Origin of the sequence: Micromonospora sp. URMC 106, assembly GCF_051386395.1 — a bacterium.
In the GTDB taxonomy this organism is placed as follows: domain Bacteria; phylum Actinomycetota; class Actinomycetes; order Mycobacteriales; family Micromonosporaceae; genus Micromonospora.
Genome location: NZ_JBPQTP010000019.1, coordinates 37,955 through 62,134, shown reverse-complemented (window position 1 = coordinate 62,134; position 24,180 = coordinate 37,955). Strand labels below are relative to the sequence as shown.

Genomic DNA, 24,180 nt, shown 5'->3' with positions numbered 1-24,180 from the left:
AGCGCCCCCAAATCCGGGCACCCCGGGCGACGCGCGGCGGCCCGGACCGCGGGGTCGGCTCAGCGGCCGGTGGCGCCCTCGGCGAGGCGGGTCTGGTGGGCCTGGTGCAGCCGGCGCAGCGCGCGGACCCCCTCGACGGCCCGCTCCTTGTCGGCGGCCTGCAGGGCGACCATCGGCAGCAGGTCGTCGTCGTGCAACTCCAGGCTCGCCCACGGCGCGCCCCGGTCGAAGCGGACCCCGCGGACGACCTCCCACGGCAGCTCGTACGAGCCGAGGACGTTGCGCACGCGCACCCCGCGCGCGTCGGCCTCCACCCGGGGGCGGGTGAAGAGCAGGAAGCCGAGGGCGCCGAAGACGCCGAGGCCGACCATCGCGATCTGGTCGCCCCGCTGGAAGCTGCCGTAGCCGTTGCCCGTCGCGCCGGTCAGCGAGGTGGCCACCAGGCTGAACACCACGACCAGCACGGCCGCCGAGGTCCAGCAGACCACCCGGATGCGGCGCGGGCGGAGGTGGATCGTCTCGGTTTCGCTCACCCCACCAGTCTGCCATCCGCTCCGGGCCGGTCCTCGGCCGCCACACGGGTGGTCGGGACGGCGGCGCGCGCGGCCGGGCCCGCGGCGCCCCGGCCGGCCACCAGCGCGGCCAGCAGGGTGAGCAGCGCGCCGGCGAGCACCGGCAGCCGGACGCCGGGGCCGCCCGGCAGCAGCGCGTCCAGCAGCAGGGCGCCGCCGAGCTGCCCGGCGACCAGGGCCAGGCCGGTGCGCAGCACCCCGATCGCGGCGACCCCGACCACCAGGCTGGCCACGATGCCGACGCCGAGCAGGCCGCCGGTGTAGAGGTACCAGGCGTCCGGCCAGGTCGGCGTGGGTCCGGTGAGGGCGCCGGCCAGCGCCGCGACGAGCAGCACGGCGGGCGTACTCGTGACGAAGTTGACGGCGACCCCGGCGGCGGGCGAGCCGGCGGCGGAGACCCGCGCGTTCAGCGCGGACTGGAGCGCCACGCCCAGCCCGCCGGCGACGGCGAGCAGGACCAGACCGAGGGCGAGGTCGCCGACCGGCTGCCCGAGCTGAGCCAGCGCCACGGCGGCCACGCCCAACAACGCCCCGGCGACCCGGGGCCGGGTCAGCGCCAGCCGCCCGACCGGCGCCAGCCCCGCCCGGTCGACGGCCAGCCCGCCGAGGCTGCCGCCGGCGACCTGGGCGATGGTGAAGACCGCCACCCCGAGCACCGGGACGATGTACGCGCCGAGCACCACGATGGCCGCCCCGCCCAGCCCGCCCAGGTACGCCCACCAGGGCAGCCGGGCCCGGCGCAGCGCGACCAGCCCGGCGCGCGCCGAGGGCAGCGCCAGCACCCCGAGGCCGACCAGCAGCGTCCCGCCGAGGTTGTTGACCACGGCGCCCAGGGTCGGGTCGCCGGCCCGCTCGCCCAGCTCGGCGTTGGCCGCGCCCTGGGCCGCCGAGGCCACCCCGCCGAGGGCGACCACGGCCAGCGCCGCCCACGGCGGCAGGCCACGCGGCACCGGGAGCGGCGCCGGGCCGCCCGCCGCAGGCGGGCGCCTCACAGCCGGCAGGCGTGGATGTTGGTGACCAGGATCGCGCGGGCGCCGAGTTCGTACAGCTCGTCCATGATCCGGTGTACGTCGTCGCGGAGCACCATCGCCTGCACCGCCACCCAGCCCTCGCGGTGCAGCGGGGACACGGTCGGCGACTCGATGCCCGGAGTCAGCGAGCTGGCCCGGTCCAGCAGGCCGGCCGGCACGTCGTAGGCGAGCATCACGTAGCGGCGGGCGACCAGCACGCCGTGCAGTCGGCGCAGCAGCTGCGCGGCCTGCGGGTGGTCCGGGGCGTCGCCGCGGCGGACCAGCACCGCCGAGGAGCGCAGCAGCGGCTCGCCGAAGACCACCAGCCCGGCCTGGCGCAGCGTGGCGCCGGTCTCCACCACGTCGGCGACCACGTCGGCGACGCCGAGCCGGACGGCGTTCTCGACCGCGCCGTCGAGGCGGATCACCTCGGCCTTCACGCCCAGCTCGGCGAGGTGCCGCTCGACCAGCCCGGGGTACGCGGTGGCGATCCGGTGCCCGCCCAACTCCTGGACGGAGGCGATGTCGTCGGGGCGGGCGGCGAAGCGGAAGGTGGCTCGGCCGAAGGCCAGGTCGACGACCTCCTCGGCGGGGGCCCCGGAGTCGATCAGCAGGTCCCGGCCGGTGATGCCGAGGTCCAGGTCGCCGGAGCCGACGTAGGTGGCGATGTCCTTGGGGCGCAGGTAGAAGAATTCGACGTCGTTGGGCTCGTCCCGGCAGACCAGGTCCTTCGGGTCGGTGCGCTGGCGGTAGCCCGCCTCGCGCAGCATCTGGGCGGCCGGCTCGGCCAGGGTGCCCTTGTTGGGGATGGCGACACGCAGCATGACGGAGTGCTCCTTCGATCGGTACTGATCAACGACGGGGCGCACTCACAGATGTCGGTAGACGTCCTTGAGGTCGAGACCGCTGGCGAGCATCAGCACCTGGACCTGGTAGAGCAGCTGGGAGATCTCCTCGGCGGTGCGCTCCGGCCCCTCGTGCTCGGCGGCCATCCACGACTCGGCCGCCTCCTCGACGACCTTCTTGCCGATGAAGTGCACGCCCTTCTCGAGCGCGGCGACCGTGCCCGAGCCAGGGGTGCCGGCGGCGGCCTTGGCCTGCAGCTCGGCGAACAACTCCTCGAACGTCTTCACGGAAGGCGATTCTTCCAGCCACCCGCCGACGTGGCGTGCTCCGGGTCCGGCCGCGTCATCTTTCCCACCGTGCGACCGCCGGTACGGTCAGCCGCCGAAGCCGACCCGGTGGGCGCTGGTGGCGAGGCCCCGGATGGCGAGGGCGGCGTCGAGCGCGGCCACGGTGGCCGCCCAGCCCTTGTCCTCCGCCGAGCCGGGCAGCCCGGCCCGGTCCCGGGCCTGCTCGATGGTGTCCACGGTCAGGACGCCGTGCGCGACGGGCTTGCCCTCGTCCAGCGCGACCCGGGTCAGCCCGTCCGTCACCGAGCGGCAGACGTAGTCGAAGTGCGCGGTGGCGCCCCGGACCACCACGCCGAGCGCGACCACCACGTCGCAGCGCCGCGCGAGTGCCTGGGCCACCACGGGCAGCTCCACCGAGCCGGCCACCCGGGCGGTGACCGCGCGGGCCCCGCACGCCCGGGCGGCGGCGACCGCCCGGTCGAGCATGTGGTCGGTCAGGTCGCCGTGCCACCGCGCGGCGACCACGCCGACGGTCATCCCGGCCGCGTCCACGGTCGTCACGCCCGGTTCGCCGAAACCCGCCATGTCTACGCTCCGATCTCGTCGCCGGGGACCGGCCGGCCCATCGGGGCCTCGGTGACCTCGTCCAGCTCGTCCAACAGGTGCCCCATCCGGTCCCGCTTGGTGCGCAGGTAGCGCACGTTCTCGGGGTGCGGCCGCACCGGCAGCCCCTCGCGGCCGGTGACGGTCAGCCCGTAGCCCTCCAGGCCGGCCCGCTTGGCGGGGTTGTTCGTCAGCAGCCGCATCGAGCGCACCCCGATGTCGTAGAGGATCTGCGCGCCGGTGCCGTAGTCCCGGGCGTCGGCCGGCAGGCCCAGGTCGAGGTTGGCGTCCACGGTGTCCCGCCCCTCGTCCTGGAGCTGGTACGCCTGGAGCTTGTGCAGCAGCCCGATGCCCCGACCCTCGTGGCCGCGCACGTAGAGCACCACGCCCCGCCCCTCGTGGGCGACCCGTTCGAGGGCGGCGTTGAGCTGGGGGCCGCAGTCGCAGCGCACCGAGCCGAAGACGTCCCCGGTGAGGCACTCGGAGTGCACCCGGACCAGCACGTCCCGCCCGTCGCCGATCTCGCCCATGACGAGGGCGACGTGCTCGGCCGAGTCGTGCTCGCTGCGGTAGCCCAGCGCCCGGAACACCCCGTGCCGCGTGGGCATCCGGGTGTCGGCCACCAGCTCGACCTGCTTCTCGGTCCGCCGCCGGTACGCCACCAGGTCGGCGATCGTGACCAGGGTCAGGGAGTGCTCGGCGCAGAACTTCTCCAGGTCCGGCAGCCGCATCATGGTGCCGTCGTCGTTGACCAGCTCGCAGAGCACGCCGGCGGGGCGCAGCCCGGCCAGCCGGGTCAGGTCGACCGCCGCCTCGGTGTGCCCGGGCCGGCGCAGCACGCCGCCCTCCCGGGCGCGCAGCGGCACCACGTGCCCCGGGCGGGCCAGGTCGGCCGGGCCGGTGCCCGGGTCGGCGAGCAGCCGGATGGTGTGTGACCGGTCGGCGGCGGAGATGCCGGTGCTGACCCCCTCCCGGGCGTCCACGGTCACCGTGTAGGCGGTGCCGCGCCGGTCCTGGTTGGTGTGGTACATCGGCGGCAGGTCCAGCCGGTCGCACTCGGTCTCGGTCAGCGGCACGCAGATGTAGCCGGACGTCCACCGCACCATGAACGCGACCAGCTCCGGCGTCGCCAGCTCGGCGGCGAAGATCAGGTCACCCTCGTTCTCCCGGTCGGCGTCGTCGACCACGACGACGGGCCGGCCGGCGGCGATGTCCGCCACCGCCTGCTCGATGCTGGCAAAGGTGGTCATGCCGGTACTCCGCTTCGCTGCGTGCCGCCATGCGGCACCACCGCACCGGACCCTCTGCTTCGCTCGCTCATGCGACGGCCTCCGAGTAGGTCGACGGGATGGGGGCGGGCGCCGGGCGGGCGACCCGCGAGGTGCGCCACCAGCTGACCAGGCCCCAGGCGCAGAAGGCGCCGTAGACGAGGTACATGGCCGCCGAGGGATAGAACCCGCCGCGCAGCAGCAGCGGCACACCGACCGCGTCGACGGCGATCCAGATCAGCCAGAAGTCCACCCAGCCGCGGGCCATCCCGTAGGTGGCGAGCAGGCTGCCGGTGAGGATCCAGGCGTCCGGCAGCGGCCCCCAGGAGCCCAGCGCGGCGAGCACCGGGTACGCGGCGGCCGTGCCGAGGACGGCGGCGGCCAGCAGGCCGAGCCGCTCGCGGCCGGTGGCCCAGCGGGGCGCCACGGCGGCGTGGTCGCCGTCGTCGCCCCGGCGGCGGTTGCGCGACCAGCGCCACCAGCCGTAGAGGCTGACGGCGAAGAAGAACACCTGCCGGCCGGCCTGCCCGTACAGGTCGTGTGCCTGCGGGGTGGCGAAGACCCCGCCCAGGAAGACGGTGAACAGCAGCGCGTTGCCGATCATGCCGACGGGCCAGGCCCAGACCAGCCGGCGCAGGCCGAGCACGGCCGAGGCCAGGCCGAAGCCGTTGCCGACGATCTCCCGGACCAGCACCGGCGAGCCGGCGACGCTCACCTGCGCGTCGAGCAGCCATCCGAGCGGGCCCATCAGGCCACCCCGCCCGTCGTGGCGGCGCCCGGCAGGCCGGGGACCGCAGGCCCGCCGGCCGCCGCGCCCGGCACGTCCGTGGCCGGGGGCCCGCCGGGCGGGCCGGGGTCGGCCGCTCGGGTGCCCAGCAGCCGCTCGACGTACTTGGCGAGGACGTCCACCTCGAGGTTGACCGCGTCGCCGACGCGCCGGGCGCCGAGGGTGGTCAGCTTCAGCGTGGTCGGGATCAGCCCGACGGCGAACCAGTCGGGGCCGACGTCGGCCACGGTCAGCGAGACGCCGTCGACGGTGATCGAGCCCTTCTCCACCACGTACCGGGCCAGGGCGGCCGGCAGCCGGAACCGGACCGTCTCCCACTGCGCGGCCGGCTCCCGGGCGAGCACCTCGCCGACGCCGTCGACGTGCCCCTGCACCAGGTGCCCGCCGAGGCGGCTGCCGAGCGCGGCGGCCCGCTCCAGGTTGACCGGGTCGCCGGCCCGCAGCGCGCCCAGCGCGGAGCGGCGCAGCGTCTCCCCCATCACGTCCGCGGTGAAGGTCCCGTCGGAGACGTCGACCACGGTCAGGCAGACGCCGTTGACCGCGATCGAGTCGCCGTGCCGGGCGTCGGAGGTGACCAGCGGCCCGCGGACCGCGACCAGCGCCGAGTCGTCCGCCGTTTCGGTGATCCGGACGACCTCACCCAACTCCTCGACGATGCCGGTGAACATGTCAGCCCTCCCTCTTCCGGGGCAGCGCGGTGATCCGCAGGTCGGGTCCGACCTGCGTAACGTCGACGTACTCCAGGTCGATGGCCTCGGCGATGGTGGTCACACCGGCGTCGACCAGGGCGGTCGGGCCGGCGCCGAGCAGCCGGGGCGCGACGTAGCCGACGATCTTGTCGACCAGGCCGGCGGCGAGGAAGGCGCCGGCCAGCGTCGGGCCGCCCTCCAGCAGCGCCGCGCGGACCCCGCGTTCGTGCAGGGTGGCGAGCAGCGCCGGCAGGTCGACCCGCCCGTCGGGCCCGACGCCGACCTCCGCGGCGGTGGCGATCCACGTCCGGGCGGCGCCGTCGCGCACCCGGGCGTCGGCCGGCGTACGCGCCGACGAGTCCACCACCACCCGCAGCGGTTGGCGGATGTTGAGCGTGCCGTCGCGCAGGTTGCGGGCGGTGAGCCGCGGGTCGTCGGTGAGCACCGTGCCCACCCCGGCGATCACCGCGTCGACGGTGCCGCGCAGCGCGTGCACGTCCATCCGGGCCGCCTCGGAGGTGATCCACATGCTCGTGCCGTCGGCGGCCGCCGACCGGCCGTCCAGCGTGGCGGCGAACTTCCAGATCACGTACGGCCAGCCGCGGCGCATCGAGGTGAGCCAGGCGATGTTGCCGGCCTCGGCCTCGGCCTCGCGTACCCCCACATCCACCTGGATCCCGGCGGCGCGCAGCGTGGCGGCGCCGCCGGAGGCGACCGGATTGGGATCGGGGACGGCGATGACGACCCGGGCGACGCCGGCCTGGACCAGCGCGGTGCTGCAGGGGCCGGTGCGGCCGGTGTGGTCGCAGGGTTCCAGGGTGACCACGGCGGTGCCGCCGCGGGCCCGCTCCCCCGCCTGGGCGAGCGCGACGATCTCGGCGTGCGGCCCGCCGGCGTAGGCGTGGAACCCCTCGCCGACGACGTGGCCGTCGGCGTCGAGCAGCACGCAGCCGACCACCGGGTTGGGGCTGGTCGTGCCGAGACCGCGCGCGGCGAGTTCCACCGCGCGACGCATCGCCTCGTCGATGGAGACGCCGGCCATGCCCTGCCCTCTCACTCGCCGGTCGGCGCGCGGGCGGTCACGGGAGGCGACGGCATCGGGCCGCGGGCGTGCGGCGGCGGAGGTCCGGGTACGGCGGAGCCGACCCGGGGGCGCGCACGGCACGCTGAGGTCAGCGGCCGGGCAGGGCCCGTCCGTCCCGCGCGCTGTCTCCCATCCGGACTGTCTGGGTGCGGTTTCCCGCGCCCAACCGTCGGCCCCGGATTCTCACCAGGTCCACCGGGCGGCACGAGGCCGACCGGGTCGCGGGCTTACCACGGTCACGCCGTGGATCACCGCCGGTTCGGAATTACACCGAGTCCCGCCAGCGCGTGGTGGGTACACCGGCAGTCTTACACGCCGGACGGGGGAAGGTGCCACACAGGCGAGCTACCTCACAGCGGGAACAGGCGGTCAGGTCACCCCGCGTCGCCGGTCCACCGCCACGTACGAGCCGGGTTGGCTCTTGGCCACCGTCTTCATCTCGGAGGCGACCGCGATCGCCTCCAGGGGGTCGGTGAACCGCTTGTTGGTGTCGGAGATGGAGACGCCGATGGAGAGCGTGACCAGGGCGGCGCGCCGGATGTTGCCCCGGCGGTCCTTCAGCTCCACGTAGCCGCGGGCGGCGTCGGCGGGGTCGTAGAGCGAGTCGGCGGCCTTCTCGAAGTCGGCGGACACCCGGGAGGTGAGCGGCCGGACCTGTTCCGGGGTGCAGACGATGACGAAGTCGTCGCCGCCGACGTGGCCGAGGAAGGCCGGCGGCAGCCCCACCGAGACCACCGCCCGGTGCAGGCTGCGGGCCAGGGCGGAGATGAAGTCGTCGCCGCGCACGAAGCCGTACCGGTCGTTGACGCTCTTGAACCGGTCGATGTCGATGTAGCCGACGGCGTAGTCGACGCCGCTGCGGACCCGGTCGGAGATCTCCCGGCGGATCCGGCTGTTGCCGGGCAGCCCCGTGAGTGGGGAGACCTCGCGGAACTCCTTGTTGCGCCGCAGGGTCGAGCTGACCCGGGCCACCAGCTCCGCGGTGTCGAAGGGCTTGACGAGGTAGTCGTCGGCGCCGGCGCTGAGCCCGTGCACCTTGTCCACCGTCATGCCCTTGGCCGTCAGCATGATCACCGGCAGGGCCGAGGTCATCGGGTCGGCCCGCAGCCGCCGGGTCAGCTCCAGCCCGTCGATGCGCGGCATCATCAGGTCGACCACCGCCAGGTCGGGGCGTTGGCGCTCGATCACCTCGAGCGCCTCCTGCCCGTCGCTCGCGTGGATCACCTCGAAGCCGTGCAGCCGCAGGTTGAACTCGACGAAGCGCGCGATGTCCTCGTCGTCGTCGACGACGAGGATGATGTCCTTGCGGTCGCCGGCGGGCTCCACGTCAGGCCCCGGCGGCGGCGCGTTCCGCGAGTGCCCGCAGCTTCCGGACGGCCTCGGCGGGGTCGTCGGCGCCGTAGACGGCGGTGCCGGCGACGAAGGCGTCCGCCCCGGCCTCGGCCGCCTGCGCGATGGTGTCGGCGGCGATCCCGCCGTCGACCTCGATGCGCAGTTCCAGGTGGCCGCTGTCGACGTGCCGGCGGGCGGCGCGCACCTTGTCCAGCAGTTGCGGGATGAAGCGCTGCCCGCCGAAGCCGGCCTTGATCGTCATGATCAGCAGCGTGTCGAAGCTCGGCAGCAGCTCCAGGTACGGCTCGATCGGGGTGTCCCGGTCGATCGCCAGCCCGGCCTTGGCGCCGGCCGAGCGGAGGTCCTTGGCCAGCGCCACCGGGTCGTCGCACGCCTCGGCGTGGAACGTGACGTTGTACGCCCCGGCGTCGGCGTAGCCGGGGGCCCAGCGGCGCGGGTCCTCGATCATCAGGTGCACGTCGAAGGGCAGCTCGGTGGCGGCCCGCAGGCTCTGCACCACGGGCAGCCCGATGGTCAGGTTGGGCACGAAGTGGTTGTCCATGACGTCCACGTGCAACCAGTCCGCGGCGTTCTCGACGGCACGGACCTCTTCGGCGAGGCGGGCGAAATCGGCGGCGAGGATGCTGGGCGCGACGATCGGCGGCGGTACGGTCACGGGGCCAGTGTACGAACGCGGCCATCAGCCGCCCGCAGCGCGCCACCAACCGGGACACCCGGTGACCCGGCGGTGACCACTGGTGCAGAATTGGCCGTCCCGGCCAGACCAAACCGGACGAAGGGCCAGTCGAGACTGGCCGAACGACGGCACGGCGGCAAGACTCCATCGGGGACGGTGACGCGTGCCGTCGCCACCCGCCCGCGTGGCGGGACGGTGACGGCCGAGGCGTCAGGTCCCGGAAAGGGCGGATGATGCGACGGTGGCTCGCGGCGCTGGCGCTGGCCGGCACGGTGACGGTCCTGCTCGCCGGCTGCGTACGGCCGGGCGGCTCCGACGGCGACCTCACCGACGACTGGCCGGCGCTGGCCGCGCCGCGGCTGTTCGTGCCGGCCACGGACACCTGCCTGCCCCGGGTCACCGCGATCGTGCAGGCCGGCACCTACGAGGTGGTGGACTGCTCCCGCAACCACCTGGCCGAGGCCATCCACGTCGGCACGTTCACCGGCGCTGCCGCTGCGGGCGACCGGCCCGAGCCGGGGTCCCCCGGGCTGCGCCCGGCCCGCGCCGAGTGCGACCAGCGCGCCCGCGAGGTGCTCGGCGGCGACTGGCACTCGGCCCGGATCACCCTGAACATCGCCCTGCCGTCCGCGCCCGCGTGGCGCGGCGGCGCCCGCTGGTTCCGCTGCGACCTGAGCGAGACCGGCAGCATCGACAACACCCGGCCGGTGAACCGCACGGGCAGTCTGCGGGGCGCGATGATCGGCGACTCGCCGCTGATCCACCGTTGCTTCGACCCGAAGCTCATCGGCGAGAACCTGAACTACATGGCCCCGGTGCTCTGCACCGAGCCGCACCGCGCCGAGTTCGTCGGCGTCTACGTGGAGCGGGACATGACCTGGACGCAGTTCCGCCGGGCCCACCGGCAGGCACACACGCGCTGCATGGCGCTCATCGCCGTCTTCGCCGACGTGCCCAACAACAGCGACCTGCCGTACCGGGCGGGCTCCATCTTCTATCCCCCGTCCCAGCGGGAGTGGGAGGAGGGCGACCGCGGGGTGCGGTGTTTCCTGTGGAGCGACGACCGGAAGCTGACCCGCTCCATGCGGGGCGCCGGCCCGAAGGGACTCCCCGCGATCTGAGCGCGGTGCCGTATGCTGCCGCACCGTGGCGTGTCCGCCGACCGTGCGCCGGCCGGACCACGATCGGCGGGAGGTCGGGCGATGCGACGCAGGTGGACGGCGGCCGCGGTCGGTGCGGTGGCGGCCCTGGCGCTCGCCGGCTGCGGCGCCCCGGCCGGCACCGACGGCGACCTGACCGACGACTGGCCGGCGCCCGCCGCGCCGCAGACGTTCGTCCCCGCGGCCGGCGTCTGCCACGCCGGCGTGCAGGACGTCGGCTACCTCACCGCCTACAACCCGGTCGACTGCGCGCAGTCCCACCGCGCGGAGACCGTGCACGTCGGCACGCTCACCGGGGCGGCGGCCGAGCGGACCACGCCCCCGCCGGCCGGCTCGGCCGGCATGCGCGCCGCCCGGGCCGAGTGCGACACGAAGGTCAACGAGGCGGTCGGCGGGGACTGGCGCTCCGGCCGGCTCGGGCTGAACGTGGTGCTGCCGTCGCCGCGGGCGTGGGGCGGGGGCGCCCGCTGGTTCCGCTGCGACCTCAGCGAGCAGACCAGCCTCGACGAGGCGAACGCGAAGGCCCGGACGGGAAGCCTGAAGGGCGCCCTGACCGGCGCCGCGCCGCTCGCCCACCGGTGCTTCGAACCGAGGGTCAGCGACGACGACGTGCGGGAGATGGTGCCGGTGGCCTGCACCAGCAAGCACCACGCCGAGTTCGTCGGCGTGTGGCGGGCCCCGGACATCAGCTACGACGCCTTCACCCGGGACACCCTCAGGGTGCACCGGGCGTGCCGCGCGCTGATCGCGAAGTACGTCAAGGTGCCCAACAACGGTGACCTGCAGTACCGGGCCGGTTCGATCTTCTACCACCCGTTCGAGCGGGAGTGGCGCAACGGCAACCGGGGCGTGCAGTGCTTCCTCTGGGTCAGCGACCGCAACCTGACCCGGTCGATGAAGGGCGCCGGCACGAAGGGCCTGCCGGTCACCTGAGCGCCGCCCGCCCGGGCCGGGCGCGGCGCCGACGCGCGGGCCGGGTCGGCGCACACACCGACGCGCGGGCCGGGTCGGTGCCCACGCGCCCGACCGGAACGCCGCCCACCGCGGCCGGTGCGGCGCGGGGCCGGCCCACCCGCGAGCCGAGCGGGCTCGCGGGTCGGCGTGTCCCGTCCGCGGATCAGGTCCGGCGCAGCATCGCGAGGAACATCGCGTCGGTGCCGTGCCGGTGCGGCCAGAGCTGCACCGTCGGCCCGTCACCGAGACCGGGCATCCCCACCGGCAGCAGCGGCCGGGCGTCGACGAAGTCGACCGGCACGCCGGAACGGCGGGCCGCCTCGGTCACCGTCACGTGCGTCTCCACGGTGTGCGGGGAACACGTCACGTAGGCGACCAGGCCGCCCGGGCGGACCGCCCGCAGCGCCGCGGTGAGCAGCTCGCGCTGCAACCGGGTCAGCGGCGGCAGGTCCGACGGCTCGCGCCGCCAGCGGGACTCCGGCCGGCGGCGCAGCGAGCCCAGGCCGGTGCACGGCGCGTCGACCAGTACCCGGTCGAAGTGCGCCTCCGGCAGCTTCGGGTCGGCGCCGACCGTGCGGCCGTCGGTGTTCAGCACGGTCACCGGCAGGCCGCGGGTGGCCTGGGCGACCAGCCGGGCCCGGTGCTCGGCGACCTCGACGGCGGTCAGCCGCGCGTCCCGCTGCGCGGCCAGCGCGCCGAGCAGCCCGGACTTGCCGCCCGGGCCGGCGCACAGGTCGAGCCAGCGCCCGTCGGGGCCGTCCAGCGGGGCCACCGCCAGGGCGTTGGCCACCAGTTGGGACCCCTCGTCCTGCACGTGGGCCCGGCCCTCGGCCAGCGCCGGCAGGTCACCGGGCGCCCCGCCGGAGAGATAGACGGCGTACGGGGAGAAGGCCCCCGGGGCGCCGCCGACCTCGTCGGCAAGCGCGACCGGGTCGGCCAGCCCGGGACGGGCGCACAGGTGCACCGGCGGGCGCTCGTTGTCCTCGATGAGCAGCCGGGCGGTCTCGCCGAGGTCGCCGCCGAGCGCCTCGGCGAAGGCCCGCACGATCCACTGCGGATGGCTGTACGCCAGCGCGAGATGCCCGACCGGGTCGCTCTCCATCGGCGGGGCGAGCTTGGCCACCCACGCGTCGGAGTCCCGGCCGGCGACCTCGCGCAGCACCGCGTTGGCGAACCCCGTCGCGCCGGGGCCGACCGCGCGGACCAGGTCGACGGTCGAGGAGACCGCGGCGTGCGCCGGCACCCGCGTGTGCAGGAGCTGGTACGCCCCGATCCGCAGCGCGTCGCGCACCGGCGGGTCGATGCGCTGCACGTCCCGCCCGGCCGCGTCGGTGAGGATCGCGTCGAGGGTGCCGAGGTGACGCAGGGTGCCGTAGGTCAACTCGGTGGCGAAGGCCGCGTCCCGCCCGGTCAGCCCGGCGTCGCGCAGGAGCGACGGGAGCACGAGGTTGGCGTACGCGTCGTCCCGGTGCACCGCCGCGACGGCCTCGTACGCGATCTGCCGCGGCAGGTCCACGGCGGGCCGGGCCGGACGGCGGCCGCCCTCGCGCCGGTCGCCGCCCCACCGGCCCTGCGTCGGCCGCTCCCCGCGCCGGTCCCCCGCGGGGCGCTCGCCGCGCTCCCCGGTGGGCCGGCCACCGCCGGGACGCTCGCCGCGTCGCTCGGCGGGGAAACGGTCGCCGGCGGGCCGCTCGGGGCCCGTCACGCGAGTTCCTCCCCCGCGGCGACCCGGGCGCCGCGCGCCCAGTCCGTCGCCGGCATGGCGCGCTTGCCCGCGGCCCGCACCTCGCCGAGCCGCACCGGCACGGTGGCCGTGCCGGCCAGCACCCGCGACTTCTCCACCAGCAGCTCGCCCGGCTTCAGCTCGGGACCGTCCGGCACCGGGGCGACCGGGCCGAGCTTGACCCGCTCGCCGCGGAACGTCGTCCACGGCCCGGGGGCCGGCGTGCAGGCGCGGACGCGCCGGTCCACCGCGAACGCGGGGTCGGACCAGCGGACCCGGGCGTCCTCCACGGTCAGCTTCGGCGCCAGCGACACCCCGTCGGCGGGCTGCGGCTCGGCCCGGGCCGTGCCGTCGGCGATCGCGTCGAGGACGGCCACCAGCAGGCCCGCCCCGGAGTGGGCGAGCCGCTCCAGCAGGTCGCCGGAGGTGTCGGCGGGACGGATCTCGTCCGTGAGCGTGCCGTAGACCGGACCCGTGTCCAGGCCCTCCTCGAGCTGGAAGACGCTGGCGCCGGTCAGCTCGTCGCCGTGCAGCACGGCGTGCTGCACGGGCGCGGCCCCGCGCCAGGCGGGCAGCAGCGAGAAGTGCAGGTTGATCCACCCGTGTCGGGGGATCTCCAGCGCGGCCGGCGGCACCAGCGCGCCGTAGGCCACCACGGGGACGCAGTCCGGGGCCAGCTCGCGCAGCCGGTCCAGGAACTCCGGCTCGCGCGGACGGGCCGGGGTGAGCACCTCGATGCCGTGCTCGTCGGCCCAGGCGCCGACCGGGGAACGGGACAGGCCCCGGCCACGCCCGGCGGGCGCGTCCGGTCGGGTCACCACGGCGACCAGCTCGTGGCGGGAGGCCGCCACGGCGGCCAGGGCGGGCACGGCGACGGCCGGGGTGCCGGCGAAGATCACGCGCACGGGCGGCTCACCGACCCAGGCCGAAGGGGCTGCTGGAGGCGTGCGGGTTGAGCTTCACCGTCGGCGGGGCGGCCGGGTCGTACCACTCCGCCTGGCGGATCGCCTTCATCGCCTCCTTGCGCCCGGCCGGGTCCAGCCGGTCCACGAAGAGCACCCCGTCGAGGTGGTCCGTCTCGTGCTGCACGCAGCGGGCCATCAGGCCGGTGCCGACGATCTGCAGCGGGTCGCCGTAGCCGTTGAAGCCCTTGGCGATCACGTTCTGCCGACGCTTGGTGTCGAAGTAGAGACCCGGGATGGACAGGCAGCCCTCCGGGCCGTCCTGTTCCTCCTCGTCGGGAAACTCCAGCACCGGGTTGACCAGGTGGCCGAGCACGTCGTCGACGTCGAAGGTGAACACCCGCAGGCCCACGCCGAGCTGCGGCGCGGCCAGGCCGGCGCCGTTCTGCTCGCGCATCGTGTCGGTCAGGTCCGCGATGAGCTTGCGCAGCTCGACGTCGAAGTCGACCACCGGATCGGCCGGCGTGCGCAGCACCGGATCCCCGAACAGACGGATGGGCTGGACGGTCACTCGGCGTGGCTCCTTCGGCTGGACGACGTGGTGCCGTACCAGTCTACGGAGTGCCGGGAGCCGCCCCGGCCGGCGTACCGGGATGCGGCGGGGCCGGTTCCGTGTCGATGATCACCGGGAGGGCCTCGTAGCCGCGCAGGGTCAGCCGGGTCCGGTGCCGGGGCCGGCCGGCCAGCGCCAGCCCGGGCAGCCGGCGCAGCAGCAGCGGGAAGGCCACCTGCGCCTCCAGCCGGGCCAGGCCGGCGCCGAGGCAGTAGTGCGGCCCGGCGCCGAAGGAGAGCGGATGGCCCTGCGGGCGCCACGGGTCGAACCGCGCCGGCTCCGGGTAGCGCCGGGGATCCCGGTTGGCCGCGCCGAGCAGCAGCAGGACCCAGGCGCCGGCGGGCACCTCGACGCCACCGACGGTGACCGGCGCGGCGCTCACCCGGGTGGTGAGCTGCACCGGGGAGTCGTAGCGGAGCAGCTCCTCGACGTGGCCGGCGGCGAACTCCGGGTGCCTCCGCAGCGCGTCGGCCTCGCGCGGGTGTCCCAGCAGCACGACCAGGCCGTTGCCCAGCAGGTTGGTGGTCGTCTCGAAGCCGGCGACCAGCAGCACGATGAGGTTGGCCAGCAGTTCGTCGCCGGAGAGCCGTGCGCCGTCGGCGTCGTGCGCCTGCACCAGCGCGGTGGTCAGGTCGTCGGCGGGAGCGCGGCGGCGGGCCGCCACCAGCTCGGCGAAGTAGTCGCGCAGCTCGGTCGCGCCCCGGTCGGCCACGGCCAGCTCGTCCGGCGTGATCTCCGGCTCCAGGATGCCGGTGAGGTCCGCCGCCCAGCGCCGGAACAGCGGCCGGTCGGCCGCCGGCACGCCGAGCAGCGCGCAGATCACCCCGACCGGCAGCGGGTACGCGAACTCGGTCAGGAAGTCGACCGGCCCGCCGTCGGCGCCCCGCGCCGCCATCGCGTCGACCAGCTCGTCGGCCTGGGCCGTCACCACGTCCCGCATGGCGGCGATCCGGCGCGGGGTGAAGGTGCCGGCCGCGAGCCGGCGCATCCGGCTGTGGTCGGGCGGGTTGGTGCGCAGCATCGACCGGGAGATCGAGGCGATGGCGGGGCTGTCCCGCCAGCCGGGCAGGAACTGGTCGCGCAGGGCGTCGTCCAGCACCCCGAACCGGGGGTCGCGGAGCATCTCGTCGGCCTCGGCGTAGCCGGTGACCACGTAGAGTGCCGGCCCGGCCCGGACCACCGGCCCGTGGGCGCGCAGCCGCTCGTACGTCGGGTAGGGGTCGACCCGCCCCCGCGGCGACATGAGCAGGCCGAGGGCCTCGGCAGCGTCCATCGTCCATCCTCCCGCCCGGGGATCGAACGACTTCATCATGCCCCGCCCACCGCCCGCCGGCTGCCCCGCCGGTGGCCGCCGGCCCGCGCGGGTCAGGCGCCGGCGCCCGGCTCCCCGGCCAGCACCGTGCCGCCGCCGAGCAGGGCGTGCTCGGGCAGCGGCAGCTCGATCTTGTGGGCGGCCTCCCAGTCGTGGAGCAGGCCGGGCCGGACCTGGGCGGCGAAGTAGTCCACCGCGCTCATCCCGCCGACCACCGGCTCGTCCACCTCCGCGGCGAGCTGGGCCGGCACCAGACGGAAGCCGCTCTGCAGGGCGGCGCTGAGCCGGCGGTGCCCGTCGACGACGAAGAAGTACTCCCCCGTGTAGCCGATCCGCAGCGGCTCCAGCGCCGCGTCGCCGGCCGCGGCCACCTCGCCCACGAAGTCCGAGTCCCACAGGTCACGCAGGGCGGCGATGTCCTCGGTCGGGTAGACCCGGGCCGGGTCGAGCAGCAGCAGCGGCGGGGCGTCGCGCAGCACGTCCGCGCACAGCCGGCCCTCGTACGCGTCGATGATGTGCTCGATGACCTCGGCGGCCGGGGCGCGGGTGGTGTCGCAGACCAGGTCGTAGTTGCGCAGCCGCGCCTTGTCCACGCCGTAGCGGACGATGAACCGGCCCCGCTCGCTCTCGCTGCGCTCGCGCAGCTTGGCCTTGGCCTCGTCCAGCGAGGCGTAGCTCTCCGCCGGGCCGGAGGGCCGGGCGAGCACCCGCCGGGCCGCCTCGCCCGGCTCGGTGATCATGTGCACCTTGAGCGCGTCGGTGAAGAAGTGCCAGGCCAGCCGGGAGTCCATGACCAGCCGCTCGCCGGAGGCGGCGATGTCCCGCTGGAGCTGGTCGACGTAGCCGTCGACGGCCTGGTCCAGCTCGGCGTGCAGGTTGAGCTGCAGCGCGGTCATCTGCCGCTCCTGCGCCATCTGCCGGTAGAGGTCACCGACGCTGACCCGGCGCAGGCCGAGCCGCTTGGCGATCTCCACCGAGACGGTGCTCTTGCCGCTGCCGAGGTCACCATTGAAGACGATCGACTGACGAACGGTCACGACTGGTCCACCCCTGATCACCGGCTGATTGACATCATCGACATCGCGCCGAACCGACGCGCTCCCGCCACCGTCGCGCGATCCTGCGACCACCCCAGCTCGGCGCGTCTGGCGCCGCGCCGCGACCTGGAGTCGTCGTACGCCCGGGCATGACGGGCGATGCTATCACCCGCTCACCGGCCTCCCCTCGGACACGGCGTGCGACGGCGAACCGCTCGGGCGGTGGGACCGACGGCGCCGTGCGGCGGATCACGGGCGGCGCCGGCCGGCCCGGGGCGCGCACCGCCGGGCACGGGCACCGCCGCCGCACCGGTCGCCGCCGGCACGTCCGCCCACCGGCGGGCCCGCGCACCCCCGGACCGGTTCGTCGACGCTCTGGTCGTCGCCGGTCAGAAGAGGGTGAGGGGGTCCACCTGGAGGCGGACCGGGTCGGCGGCCTTGCGCGCCGCGCGCACCCCGGCCGCCGAGTGCAGCGCGCCGGCCAGGGCGGCCGCCCGGGCCCGCGGCACCCGGATGAGCATCCGCTCCCGCTCCCCGTCCGCCGGCACCGGCCCGAGCAGCTCGGCGTCGGCCGGGAGCCGGGCCTCGGCCAGCAGGTCGGCCACCGCCGCCGGCGGGCCGGTCACGCTGGCCATCCGCACCGCCGGCGGGAAGCCCAGCTCACGCCGTTCGGCCAGCTCCCGGGCGGCGAACCAGGCGGCGTCCCAGCGCAGCAGCGCCTGCACCGGGGCGAGGGCGCCGTCGGCGACCACCACCACCCGGCCGCCGGCGGCGGCGGGGCGGGCCAGCGCGGCGGCGGCCAGCCAGCGGCGCAGCGCCTCCTCCCCCGCCCGCAGGTCGGCCCGGGTGAGCAGTGCCCACGAGTCCAGCAGCAGCACCGCGCCGAAGCCGCCCTCGGCGACCGGCTCGGCGCCCGGGGTGGCGATGACCAGGCCGGCGCCGCCGGGCACGGTGGCGAGCACCTCCTCCCGGCCGGAGGTGCGCACCGGCACGCCGGGAAAGGCGCGCCCCAGCTCCTCGGCGGTGCGCCGGGCGCCGGTGACGGAGGCGCGCAGCCGCCGCCCACCGCACTCCGGGCAGGCGTACGCGGCGGCGACCCGCCCGCACCAGCGGCAGGCCGGGGTGCCCTCGGCCGAGGGCAACGCGAGCGGCCCGGCGCAGTGCGGGCACCGGGCCGGGGTCCGGCACTCGGCGCACGCCACCGACGGCAGGTAGCCGCGGCGGGGCACCTGGACCAGCACCGGCAGGTCGGCCCGGAGCGCCTCCCGGGCGGTGGTCCAGGCCAGGCTGGGCAGCCGGGCGGTGGCCGCCCCGGGGTCCCGGGCCAGTTGCGGGTCGTCGCCGGTGGGCGCGACCGCCGGCATCCGGGCCCGCAGCGTGGCCCGGTCGGCCGCCACCTCGCGGGCCCACCCGGTCTCCACCAGCAGCTGCGCCTCGGCGGTGCGAGCGAACCCACCGACCAGGGCGGCCGCGTCGCCGAGCTGGGCGCGGGTGAGCAGCACCTCCCGCGCGTGCGGGTAGGGAGCACGGGGCTCGGCGTGCAGGTCGTCGCCGTCGTCCCAGATCGCCACCAGGCCGAGCCGGGCGACCGGGGCGAACATCGCGGCCCGGGTGCCGACCACCACGGGCACGTCGCCGCGCCGGGCGGCGAGGAACGCCCGGTAGCGCCGGGCGGGCCCGAGGGCGGCGGAGAGGCAGACGTGCCGCCCCGGGCCCAGGGCGGCCTCCAGTGCGGCGTCGAGGCGGTCCAGGTCGCGGTTGTCGGCGACGACCACCACCGCGCCCCGGCCGCCGGCGACGGTCGCGGCGACCGCCTCGGCGTACCGGGCGGGCCAGTCCTCCCCGGGCAGCGCCGACCAGACCGCCCGGGGGGCCCGCCCGTCGGCCAGCGCCCGGAGCAGCGCCGGCCCGGCCGGGTACTCCCGCCAGCCGCCCGGATCGGGCACGGTGACCGGTTCCCGGGGCGTCGCCGGCGCCCCACCGGCCGGGCCGGGGACCCGGCCGTCCGGCACGGACCGACCGTCGGGCGCGGCGTCACCGTCGGGCGGGGCCGCACCGTCCGGGACGGCCACACCGTCGGGCGCGGTCCGGTCGTCGGGCGCGGCCTCGGAGCGGGCGCGGACGTCCTTCTCCACCCGGGCGTGCCGGGGCGGTACGGCGAGGCGGAGCACGTCGGCGAGGCTGCCGGCGTAGCGGTCGGCGACGGCCCGGGCCAACCGGGCGACCTCCGGGGCGAGCACAGGTTCCGGCGAGACGACCTTCTCCAGGTACGCCAGCCGGCCGGTGTGCCCGGAGTCGTCGGCCCGCTCCAGCAGCCAGCCGTCGACGAGCTGCCCCGCGAAGCGGACCTTCACCCGCGTGCCGGGGACCGCGTCGGCGTCCAGCGCGGCCGGGACGAGGTAGTCGAACGGGCGGTCCAGGTGCGCCAGGGGCACGTCGACGCAGACGCGAGCGACCGGCGACCCGTCCGCGGGTCGCCGGTCGCTGCGCCTGGTGCCGGTCAGGCTCCCGCGGCCGACTTGAGGTCGGCGGCCCGGTCGGTGCTCTCCCAGGTCAGATCCGGCAGCTCCCGGCCGAAGTGGCCGTACGCGGCGGTCTGCTGGTAGATCGGGCGGAGCAGGTTGAGGTCCCGGATGATGGCGGCCGGCCGCAGGTCGAAGACCTCGGTGACGGCCTTCTCGATCGAGGCGACCGGCACGGTCTCGGTGCCGAACGTCTCGACGAAGAGGCTGACCGGGTGGGCCTTGCCGATCGCGTAGGCGACCTGCACCTCGCAGCGCTCGGCCAGGCCGGCGGCGACCACGTTCTTGGCCACCCAGCGCGTCGCGTAGGCCGCCGAGCGGTCCACCTTCGACGGGTCCTTGCCGGAGAACGCGCCGCCGCCGTGCCGGGCGTACCCGCCGTAGGTGTCGACGATGATCTTGCGACCGGTCAGGCCGGCGTCGCCCATCGGCCCGCCGATCTCGAACCGGCCGGTCGGGTTGACCAGCAGCCGGTAGCCCTCGGTGTCCAGCTCCAGGCTCTCCAGCTCCGGGCCGATGACGTGCTCGCGCACGTCGGGGGTGAGCAGCGAGTCCAGCGAGATGTCCGCGGCGTGCTGGCTGGACACGACCACCGTGTTGAGCCGGACCGGGCGCAGCCCCTCGTACTCGATGGTGACCTGGGTCTTGCCGTCGGGGCGCAGGTAGGGGATGGTGCCGTCCTTGCGCACCTGCGCCAGCCGGCGGGCCAGCCGGTGCGCCAGCGCGATCGGCAGCGGCATCAGCTCGGGCGTCTCCGAGCAGGCGAAGCCGAACATCATGCCCTGGTCGCCGGCGCCCTGGGCGTCGAGCGCGCTCTCCGACGCCCCGGTGCGCAGCTCGAAGGCGTTGTCGACGCCCTGGGCGATGTCCTCCGACTGGGCGCCGATGGAGACGCTGACGCCGCAGGAGGCGCCGTCGAAGCCCTTCTTCGACGAGTCGTAGCCGATGTCGAGGATGGTCCGGCGGACGATGGTCGGGATGTCGGCGTACGCCTTGGTGGTCACCTCGCCGGCGATGTGCACCTGGCCGGTGGTGATCAGGGTCTCGACCGCGACCCGGCTGCGCGGATCCTCGGCGAGCAGGGCGTCGAGAATGCCGTCGCTGATCTGGTCGGCGATCTTGTCCGGGTGGCCTTCCGTGACCGATTCGGAAGTGAAGAGGCGGCGTGTCACGGCACTCCTAGTTTGTGGATAAGTCGTTCCGCGGAAGTCTAGTCATCCGGGTCCGCGCCGGGGCCCTTCGGTCATGCTCGGTTCCAGCCGTCAGGAAAGGCCGGGCAACCGCGCCGCCACGAGATCCCAGACGCCGTCGGCGAGATCCTCCTTGGACTGCTCGGGCAACCGGCTGACCGACCCGTCCGCGCCGATGACGGTCGCCGCGTTGGTGTCGGCGCCGAAGACCTTGTCGGGCCCGACCTCGTTGATGACGATGAGGTCCGCCCGCTTGCGGGCGAGCTTGGCCCGACCGTTGGCCTCGGCGTCGCCGGTCTCCGCGGCGAACACCACCAGCACCTGCTCCGGGCGACGGCGCCGGCCGAGCTCGGCGGCGATGTCCGGGTTGGTGACGAGCGCGATGGTGGGCGCCTCGCCGTCGTCCGACTTCTTGATTTTGCCAGCCGCGTAGGTCGCCGGGCGGAAATCGGCCGGAGCCGCCGCCATGACCACCGCGTCGGCCTCGGCGGCCGCCGCCAGGGTGGCCTCGCGCAACTCGGCGGTGGTGCCGACGCGGACCAGGTCGACGCCCGCGGGGTCGGGCAGCGACACGTTGGCCGAGACCAGGGTGACCCGGGCGCCACGGGCGACGGCGCAGCGGGCGAAGGCGTAGCCCTGCTTGCCGGAGGACCGGTTGCCGAGGAAGCGGACCGGGTCGAGGGGCTCGCGGGTGCCGCCGGCGGTCACCACCACGTGCCGCCCGGTCAGGTCGGCGGGGGCGGCGACGCCCCGCGCCAGGGCCCGGCGGGCGACCGCGAAGATCTCCGCCGGGTCGGGCAGCCGGCCCTTGCCGGTGTCCGCCCCGGTGAGCCGGCCGACGGCGGGCTCGATCACCCGGACGCCCCGGGAGCGCAGCGTCGCGACGTTGGCGACGGTGGCGGGGTGCTCCCACATCTCGGTGTGCATGGCCGGGGCCAGCACGACCGGGCAGCGGGCGGTGAGGAGCGTGTTGGTGAGCAGGTCGTCGGCGAGGCCGTGGGCGGCCTTGGCGAGCAGGTCGGCGGTGGCCGGCGCGACCACGACGAGGTCGGCCTGCTGGCCGAGCCGGACGTGCGGCACCTCGTGCACGTCGGACCAGACGTCGTCGGCGACCGGCTGGCCGGAGAGCGCCGCCCAGGTCGGCGCCCCGACGAAACGGAGCGCCGACGCGGTCGGCACGACCCGGACCCGGTGACCCGACTCGGTGAAGAGCCGCAGCAGCTCGCACGCCTTGTAGGCGGCGATGCCGCCGCCGACCCCGAGGACGATCCGGGGGGACATCGGGGCGGGGCGGATTACGGCTGGTCGGTCGGCTCGGCGGTGAGCAGGCCCGCGTTGATCTCGCGCATGGCGATGGAGAGCGGCTTCTCCTGCGGGGTGGTCTCGACCAGGGGGCCGACGTACTCCAGCAGGCCCTCACCGAGCTGGCTGTAGTAGGCGTTGACCTGACGCGCGCGCTTGGCGGCGAAGATGACCAGGGCGTACTTCGACGTCGTCTTCTCGAGGAGCTCGTCGATCGGCGGGTTGGTGATGCCTTCGGGGTTTGCGATGGATCCCACGAATTAACCTCTGCGTCTATCGCACCGCACAGAGCGGTGCTGGCGGTCAACCGCGTGGACGCGGTCGCGCCGGAGCCAGGAAAGAAGAACCGGACAAGCCTACCAGCTCGTCTGCGACCCGATCGGTGAGGTCGTGGGCGACGGTGTGGTCGAACGCCGCCAGGGTGCTCGTCGGGAGGACGGCGCCGGGCGGGTGCAGCAGCACCAGCCGGGCGTCGGGCAGCGCCGCCCGGACCAGCAGCGCGCCGGGAAGGTCGAGGCCGAGCAGCACCGGCTGTCCGGCGGCCAGCCGGGACCGCACCGGTTCGTCCGGCGTGCCGCGCCGGTGGGGCCCGGCCCGGCTCCACTCCAGCAGCTCCCCCGCCGCGACCATGCGGTCGAACTCCGCCGGGGTCAGGAAGAGGCGGTCCACCCCGTCCAGCTCCCCCTCACGGCGGGGGCGGGTGGTGGCCGGCACCGGGACCCACACGGACGGAGAACGCGCCCGGACGCACTCGACGACACTCTCCGTGCCCGAACCCGAAGGTCCGGTCAGGACAGTGAGCCGAGCCGCCGGGCGCGCCTCGTCATCCGTGCTCACTGCTTGTTTCTACACGCTGCCAGCCTCAGTTGGCGGCGAACTCCCCAAGCAGTGCCTTGCGCTGCTGCTCGCCGAGGCCACGCAGGCGACGGCTGTCGGCGATCTTGAGCTTCTCCATGATCTGGGTGGCCCGGATCTTGCCGATACCCGGCATCGCCTGCAGCACGGCGGAGACCTTGAGCTTGCCGACGACGTCGTCGGACTCGGCGCGCTCGAGGACGGCTCCGAGGGTGGTCTTGCCCTGCTTGAGCTGCTCCTTCAGCTCAGCACGGGCCTTGCGGATCTCCGCGGCCTTCTCCAGCGCGGCAGCGCGCTGTTCGGGGGTCAGTGACGGGAGCGGCACCAGTTCTCCTCAGGTCCCTATCGCGACGGGCGGGACGCCACGCCGCATCTGTGAAACGTGGTGTCGCTGTGAACCAAGGGGTCCATGGTTCCCAGCGCGGGGAAAACTAGCGGTCAACGACGGTTTCGGCAACGTGGACGCGCGATGATCATCGCAAAGTGACCGAGCCGTCAGTCAGTCAACGGGCAGCCAGGACGGCCCGGCAGTCGGCCAGCGCCCGCTCCGCGGCGGCCCGCAGCGCGGCCGCGTCCGGGCCGGCGTTCAGCACCTCGCGCGAGTACGAGGGGAGCACGGCGGGCAGGCTGGAGCCGAAGACGACGCGCAGATCCGCCGCGGTGGCGCCCTGCGCCCCGAGGCCCGGGGCGAGCAGCGGGCCGTTCACCCCGGACAGGTCGTGGCCGGTGTCGCCGATGGTCGCGCCGACCACCAGGCCGAAGCTGCCCAGCGGCTCCGCACCCGCGTTGAGCTGGGAAATCTCGTCGATGACGGTCTGCGCCACGGTCCGCCCGTCGGCGGTACGGGCGCGCTGGACGGCGGCGCCCTCGGGGTTGCTGGTGAGCGCCAGCACGAAGACACCGCCGCCGTGCTCCGCGGCCAGTTCGAACATCGGGGCGAGCGAGCCGACGCCGAGGTACGGACTGGCGGTCACCGCGTCGACATGGACGGGACTGGATGGGTCGAGGTACGCCGAGGCGTACGCGGCGACCGTCGAGCCGATGTCGCCACGCTTGACGTCAAGCAGAACGAGCGAACCGGCTTCGCGTAACTGTCGGATAGTTGACTCTAGGATCGCCACCCCGCGGGAGCCGAACCGTTCGAAAAAGGCCGACTGGGGCTTGACCACCGCGACCCGGTCACCGAGGGCTTCCGTGACCGTCCGGGCGAACCGGTCAAGCCCCCGGACGTCGTCGTCGAGCCTCCACCGGGCCAGCAGGCCGGGATGCGGGTCGATGCCGACGCAGAGCGGCCCGCGCTCGGTGACGGCCCGGTGCAGGCGGGTGCCGAAGCTCTCCATCCGGTTGTCTCCCTCTCCTCGCCCGGGCGACCGCCCGGGGCACGCTCGTCGGCGGGCGGCGCGCCGCCCGCGTACTCCCGCCGGACCGTTGCCGG

25 protein-coding genes and 1 riboswitch are annotated in these 24,180 nt (G+C 75.3%); of the genes, 2 read left to right on the top strand and 23 right to left on the bottom strand.

Going from position 1 to position 24,180, the window contains the following annotated elements; translation table 11 throughout:
- Window positions 1-59: 59 nt before the first annotated feature.
- From ACSNOB_RS09385 to rpe, 11 genes are all read right to left on the bottom strand, one after another.
- Window positions 60-533: a PH domain-containing protein gene (locus tag ACSNOB_RS09385; protein ID WP_436686181.1), complete on the bottom strand. Its 474-nt coding sequence runs from the start codon at window positions 531-533 to the stop codon at window positions 60-62.
- Complete coding sequence (locus ACSNOB_RS09380) at window positions 530-1,522, bottom strand: DMT family transporter (protein WP_436686180.1); 993 nt, start codon at window positions 1,520-1,522, stop codon at window positions 530-532. The genes ACSNOB_RS09385 and ACSNOB_RS09380 overlap by 4 nt, the downstream gene beginning before the upstream one ends.
- A gap of 38 nt (window positions 1,523-1,560) precedes the next feature.
- On the bottom strand, window positions 1,561-2,406 hold the full coding sequence (gene hisG / locus ACSNOB_RS09375) for an ATP phosphoribosyltransferase (RefSeq protein WP_393109911.1): 846 nt from the start codon (window positions 2,404-2,406) through the stop codon (window positions 1,561-1,563).
- Window positions 2,407-2,451: 45 nt separating this feature from the next.
- A complete protein-coding gene (locus ACSNOB_RS09370; protein WP_088947482.1) occupies window positions 2,452-2,715 on the bottom strand; it encodes a phosphoribosyl-ATP diphosphatase in 264 nt (87 codons plus the stop codon).
- Window positions 2,716-2,802: 87 nt separating this feature from the next.
- Entirely contained in the window at window positions 2,803-3,300 is a 498-nt protein-coding gene (gene ribH, locus ACSNOB_RS09365) for a 6,7-dimethyl-8-ribityllumazine synthase (RefSeq protein ID WP_436686178.1), read from the bottom strand.
- A 2-nt stretch (window positions 3,301-3,302) separates the two neighbouring features.
- Entirely contained in the window at window positions 3,303-4,568 is a 1,266-nt protein-coding gene (locus tag ACSNOB_RS09360) for a bifunctional 3,4-dihydroxy-2-butanone-4-phosphate synthase/GTP cyclohydrolase II (RefSeq protein WP_436686177.1), read from the bottom strand.
- A 67-nt stretch (window positions 4,569-4,635) separates the two neighbouring features.
- Entirely contained in the window at window positions 4,636-5,334 is a 699-nt protein-coding gene (gene pnuC, locus ACSNOB_RS09355) for a nicotinamide riboside transporter PnuC (protein WP_436686175.1), read from the bottom strand.
- Complete coding sequence (locus tag ACSNOB_RS09350) at window positions 5,334-6,041, bottom strand: riboflavin synthase (RefSeq protein ID WP_436686174.1); 708 nt, start codon at window positions 6,039-6,041, stop codon at window positions 5,334-5,336. Before ACSNOB_RS09350 ends, pnuC begins: the two co-directional genes overlap by 1 nt.
- A 1-nt stretch (window position 6,042) precedes the next feature.
- The gene (ribD, locus tag ACSNOB_RS09345) at window positions 6,043-7,104 is read right to left on the bottom strand and encodes a bifunctional diaminohydroxyphosphoribosylaminopyrimidine deaminase/5-amino-6-(5-phosphoribosylamino)uracil reductase RibD (protein ID WP_436686173.1); all 1,062 of its coding nucleotides are present in this window, start codon (window positions 7,102-7,104) and stop codon (window positions 6,043-6,045) included.
- A 159-nt stretch (window positions 7,105-7,263) separates the two neighbouring features.
- Window positions 7,264-7,435: riboswitch (FMN riboswitch) on the bottom strand.
- Between the two features lie 80 nt (window positions 7,436-7,515).
- Window positions 7,516-8,472, bottom strand: coding sequence for a GGDEF domain-containing response regulator (locus ACSNOB_RS09340; protein WP_436686172.1), 957 nt, complete (start codon window positions 8,470-8,472; stop codon window positions 7,516-7,518).
- Window position 8,473: 1 nt separating this feature from the next.
- On the bottom strand, window positions 8,474-9,154 hold the full coding sequence (gene rpe, locus ACSNOB_RS09335; RefSeq protein ID WP_350681787.1) for a ribulose-phosphate 3-epimerase: 681 nt from the start codon (window positions 9,152-9,154) through the stop codon (window positions 8,474-8,476).
- 254 nt (window positions 9,155-9,408) lie between these two features.
- Here rpe and ACSNOB_RS09330 point away from each other — a divergent pair, with 254 nt between their 5' ends.
- Together ACSNOB_RS09330 and ACSNOB_RS09325 are read left to right on the top strand one after the other, a co-directional pair.
- Window positions 9,409-10,296: a septum formation family protein gene (locus tag ACSNOB_RS09330; RefSeq protein WP_436686170.1), complete on the top strand. Its 888-nt coding sequence runs from the start codon at window positions 9,409-9,411 to the stop codon at window positions 10,294-10,296.
- Between the two features lie 81 nt (window positions 10,297-10,377).
- Complete coding sequence (locus ACSNOB_RS09325; RefSeq protein WP_436686168.1) at window positions 10,378-11,268, top strand: septum formation family protein; 891 nt, start codon at window positions 10,378-10,380, stop codon at window positions 11,266-11,268.
- Window positions 11,269-11,452: 184 nt separating this feature from the next.
- On the opposite strand, the gene ACSNOB_RS09320 is transcribed toward ACSNOB_RS09325, so the two are convergent.
- The 12 genes from ACSNOB_RS09320 to pyrF form a co-directional block, all read right to left on the bottom strand.
- A complete protein-coding gene (locus ACSNOB_RS09320) occupies window positions 11,453-12,994 on the bottom strand; it encodes an RsmB/NOP family class I SAM-dependent RNA methyltransferase (RefSeq protein WP_436686166.1) in 1,542 nt (513 codons plus the stop codon).
- A complete protein-coding gene (fmt, locus tag ACSNOB_RS09315) occupies window positions 12,991-13,917 on the bottom strand; it encodes a methionyl-tRNA formyltransferase (protein ID WP_436686164.1) in 927 nt (308 codons plus the stop codon). The genes ACSNOB_RS09320 and fmt overlap by 4 nt, the downstream gene beginning before the upstream one ends.
- Before the next feature lie 7 nt (window positions 13,918-13,924).
- Window positions 13,925-14,485, bottom strand: a complete 561-nt coding sequence (def, locus tag ACSNOB_RS09310; protein WP_350681795.1) for a peptide deformylase — start codon at window positions 14,483-14,485, stop codon at window positions 13,925-13,927.
- 43 nt (window positions 14,486-14,528) lie between these two features.
- Window positions 14,529-15,800, bottom strand: a complete 1,272-nt coding sequence (locus tag ACSNOB_RS09305; RefSeq protein ID WP_436686162.1) for a cytochrome P450 — start codon at window positions 15,798-15,800, stop codon at window positions 14,529-14,531.
- Window positions 15,801-15,892: 92 nt separating this feature from the next.
- Complete coding sequence (locus tag ACSNOB_RS09300; protein WP_436686161.1) at window positions 15,893-16,876, bottom strand: AAA family ATPase; 984 nt, start codon at window positions 16,874-16,876, stop codon at window positions 15,893-15,895.
- A 389-nt stretch (window positions 16,877-17,265) separates the two neighbouring features.
- A complete protein-coding gene (locus ACSNOB_RS09295) occupies window positions 17,266-19,311 on the bottom strand; it encodes a primosomal protein N' (protein ID WP_436686160.1) in 2,046 nt (681 codons plus the stop codon).
- 65 nt (window positions 19,312-19,376) lie between these two features.
- A complete protein-coding gene (gene metK, locus ACSNOB_RS09290; RefSeq protein WP_393109883.1) occupies window positions 19,377-20,570 on the bottom strand; it encodes a methionine adenosyltransferase in 1,194 nt (397 codons plus the stop codon).
- A gap of 90 nt (window positions 20,571-20,660) precedes the next feature.
- Window positions 20,661-21,869 carry a bifunctional phosphopantothenoylcysteine decarboxylase/phosphopantothenate--cysteine ligase CoaBC gene (gene coaBC / locus ACSNOB_RS09285; RefSeq protein WP_436686159.1) on the bottom strand — a complete coding sequence of 403 codons (1,209 nt, stop codon included), beginning with the start codon at window positions 21,867-21,869 and terminating at the stop codon, window positions 20,661-20,663.
- Window positions 21,870-21,883: 14 nt separating this feature from the next.
- On the bottom strand, window positions 21,884-22,147 hold the full coding sequence (gene rpoZ, locus ACSNOB_RS09280) for a DNA-directed RNA polymerase subunit omega (protein WP_007075826.1): 264 nt from the start codon (window positions 22,145-22,147) through the stop codon (window positions 21,884-21,886).
- A gap of 46 nt (window positions 22,148-22,193) precedes the next feature.
- The gene (locus tag ACSNOB_RS09275) at window positions 22,194-22,727 is read right to left on the bottom strand and encodes a guanylate kinase (RefSeq protein ID WP_436686158.1); all 534 of its coding nucleotides are present in this window, start codon (window positions 22,725-22,727) and stop codon (window positions 22,194-22,196) included.
- Between the two features lie 25 nt (window positions 22,728-22,752).
- Window positions 22,753-23,070 carry an integration host factor, actinobacterial type gene (gene mihF, locus ACSNOB_RS09270; RefSeq protein WP_007458370.1) on the bottom strand — a complete coding sequence of 106 codons (318 nt, stop codon included), beginning with the start codon at window positions 23,068-23,070 and terminating at the stop codon, window positions 22,753-22,755.
- A gap of 178 nt (window positions 23,071-23,248) precedes the next feature.
- Entirely contained in the window at window positions 23,249-24,085 is an 837-nt protein-coding gene (gene pyrF / locus ACSNOB_RS09265; protein WP_436686156.1) for an orotidine-5'-phosphate decarboxylase, read from the bottom strand.
- Window positions 24,086-24,180: the final 95 nt, after the last annotated feature.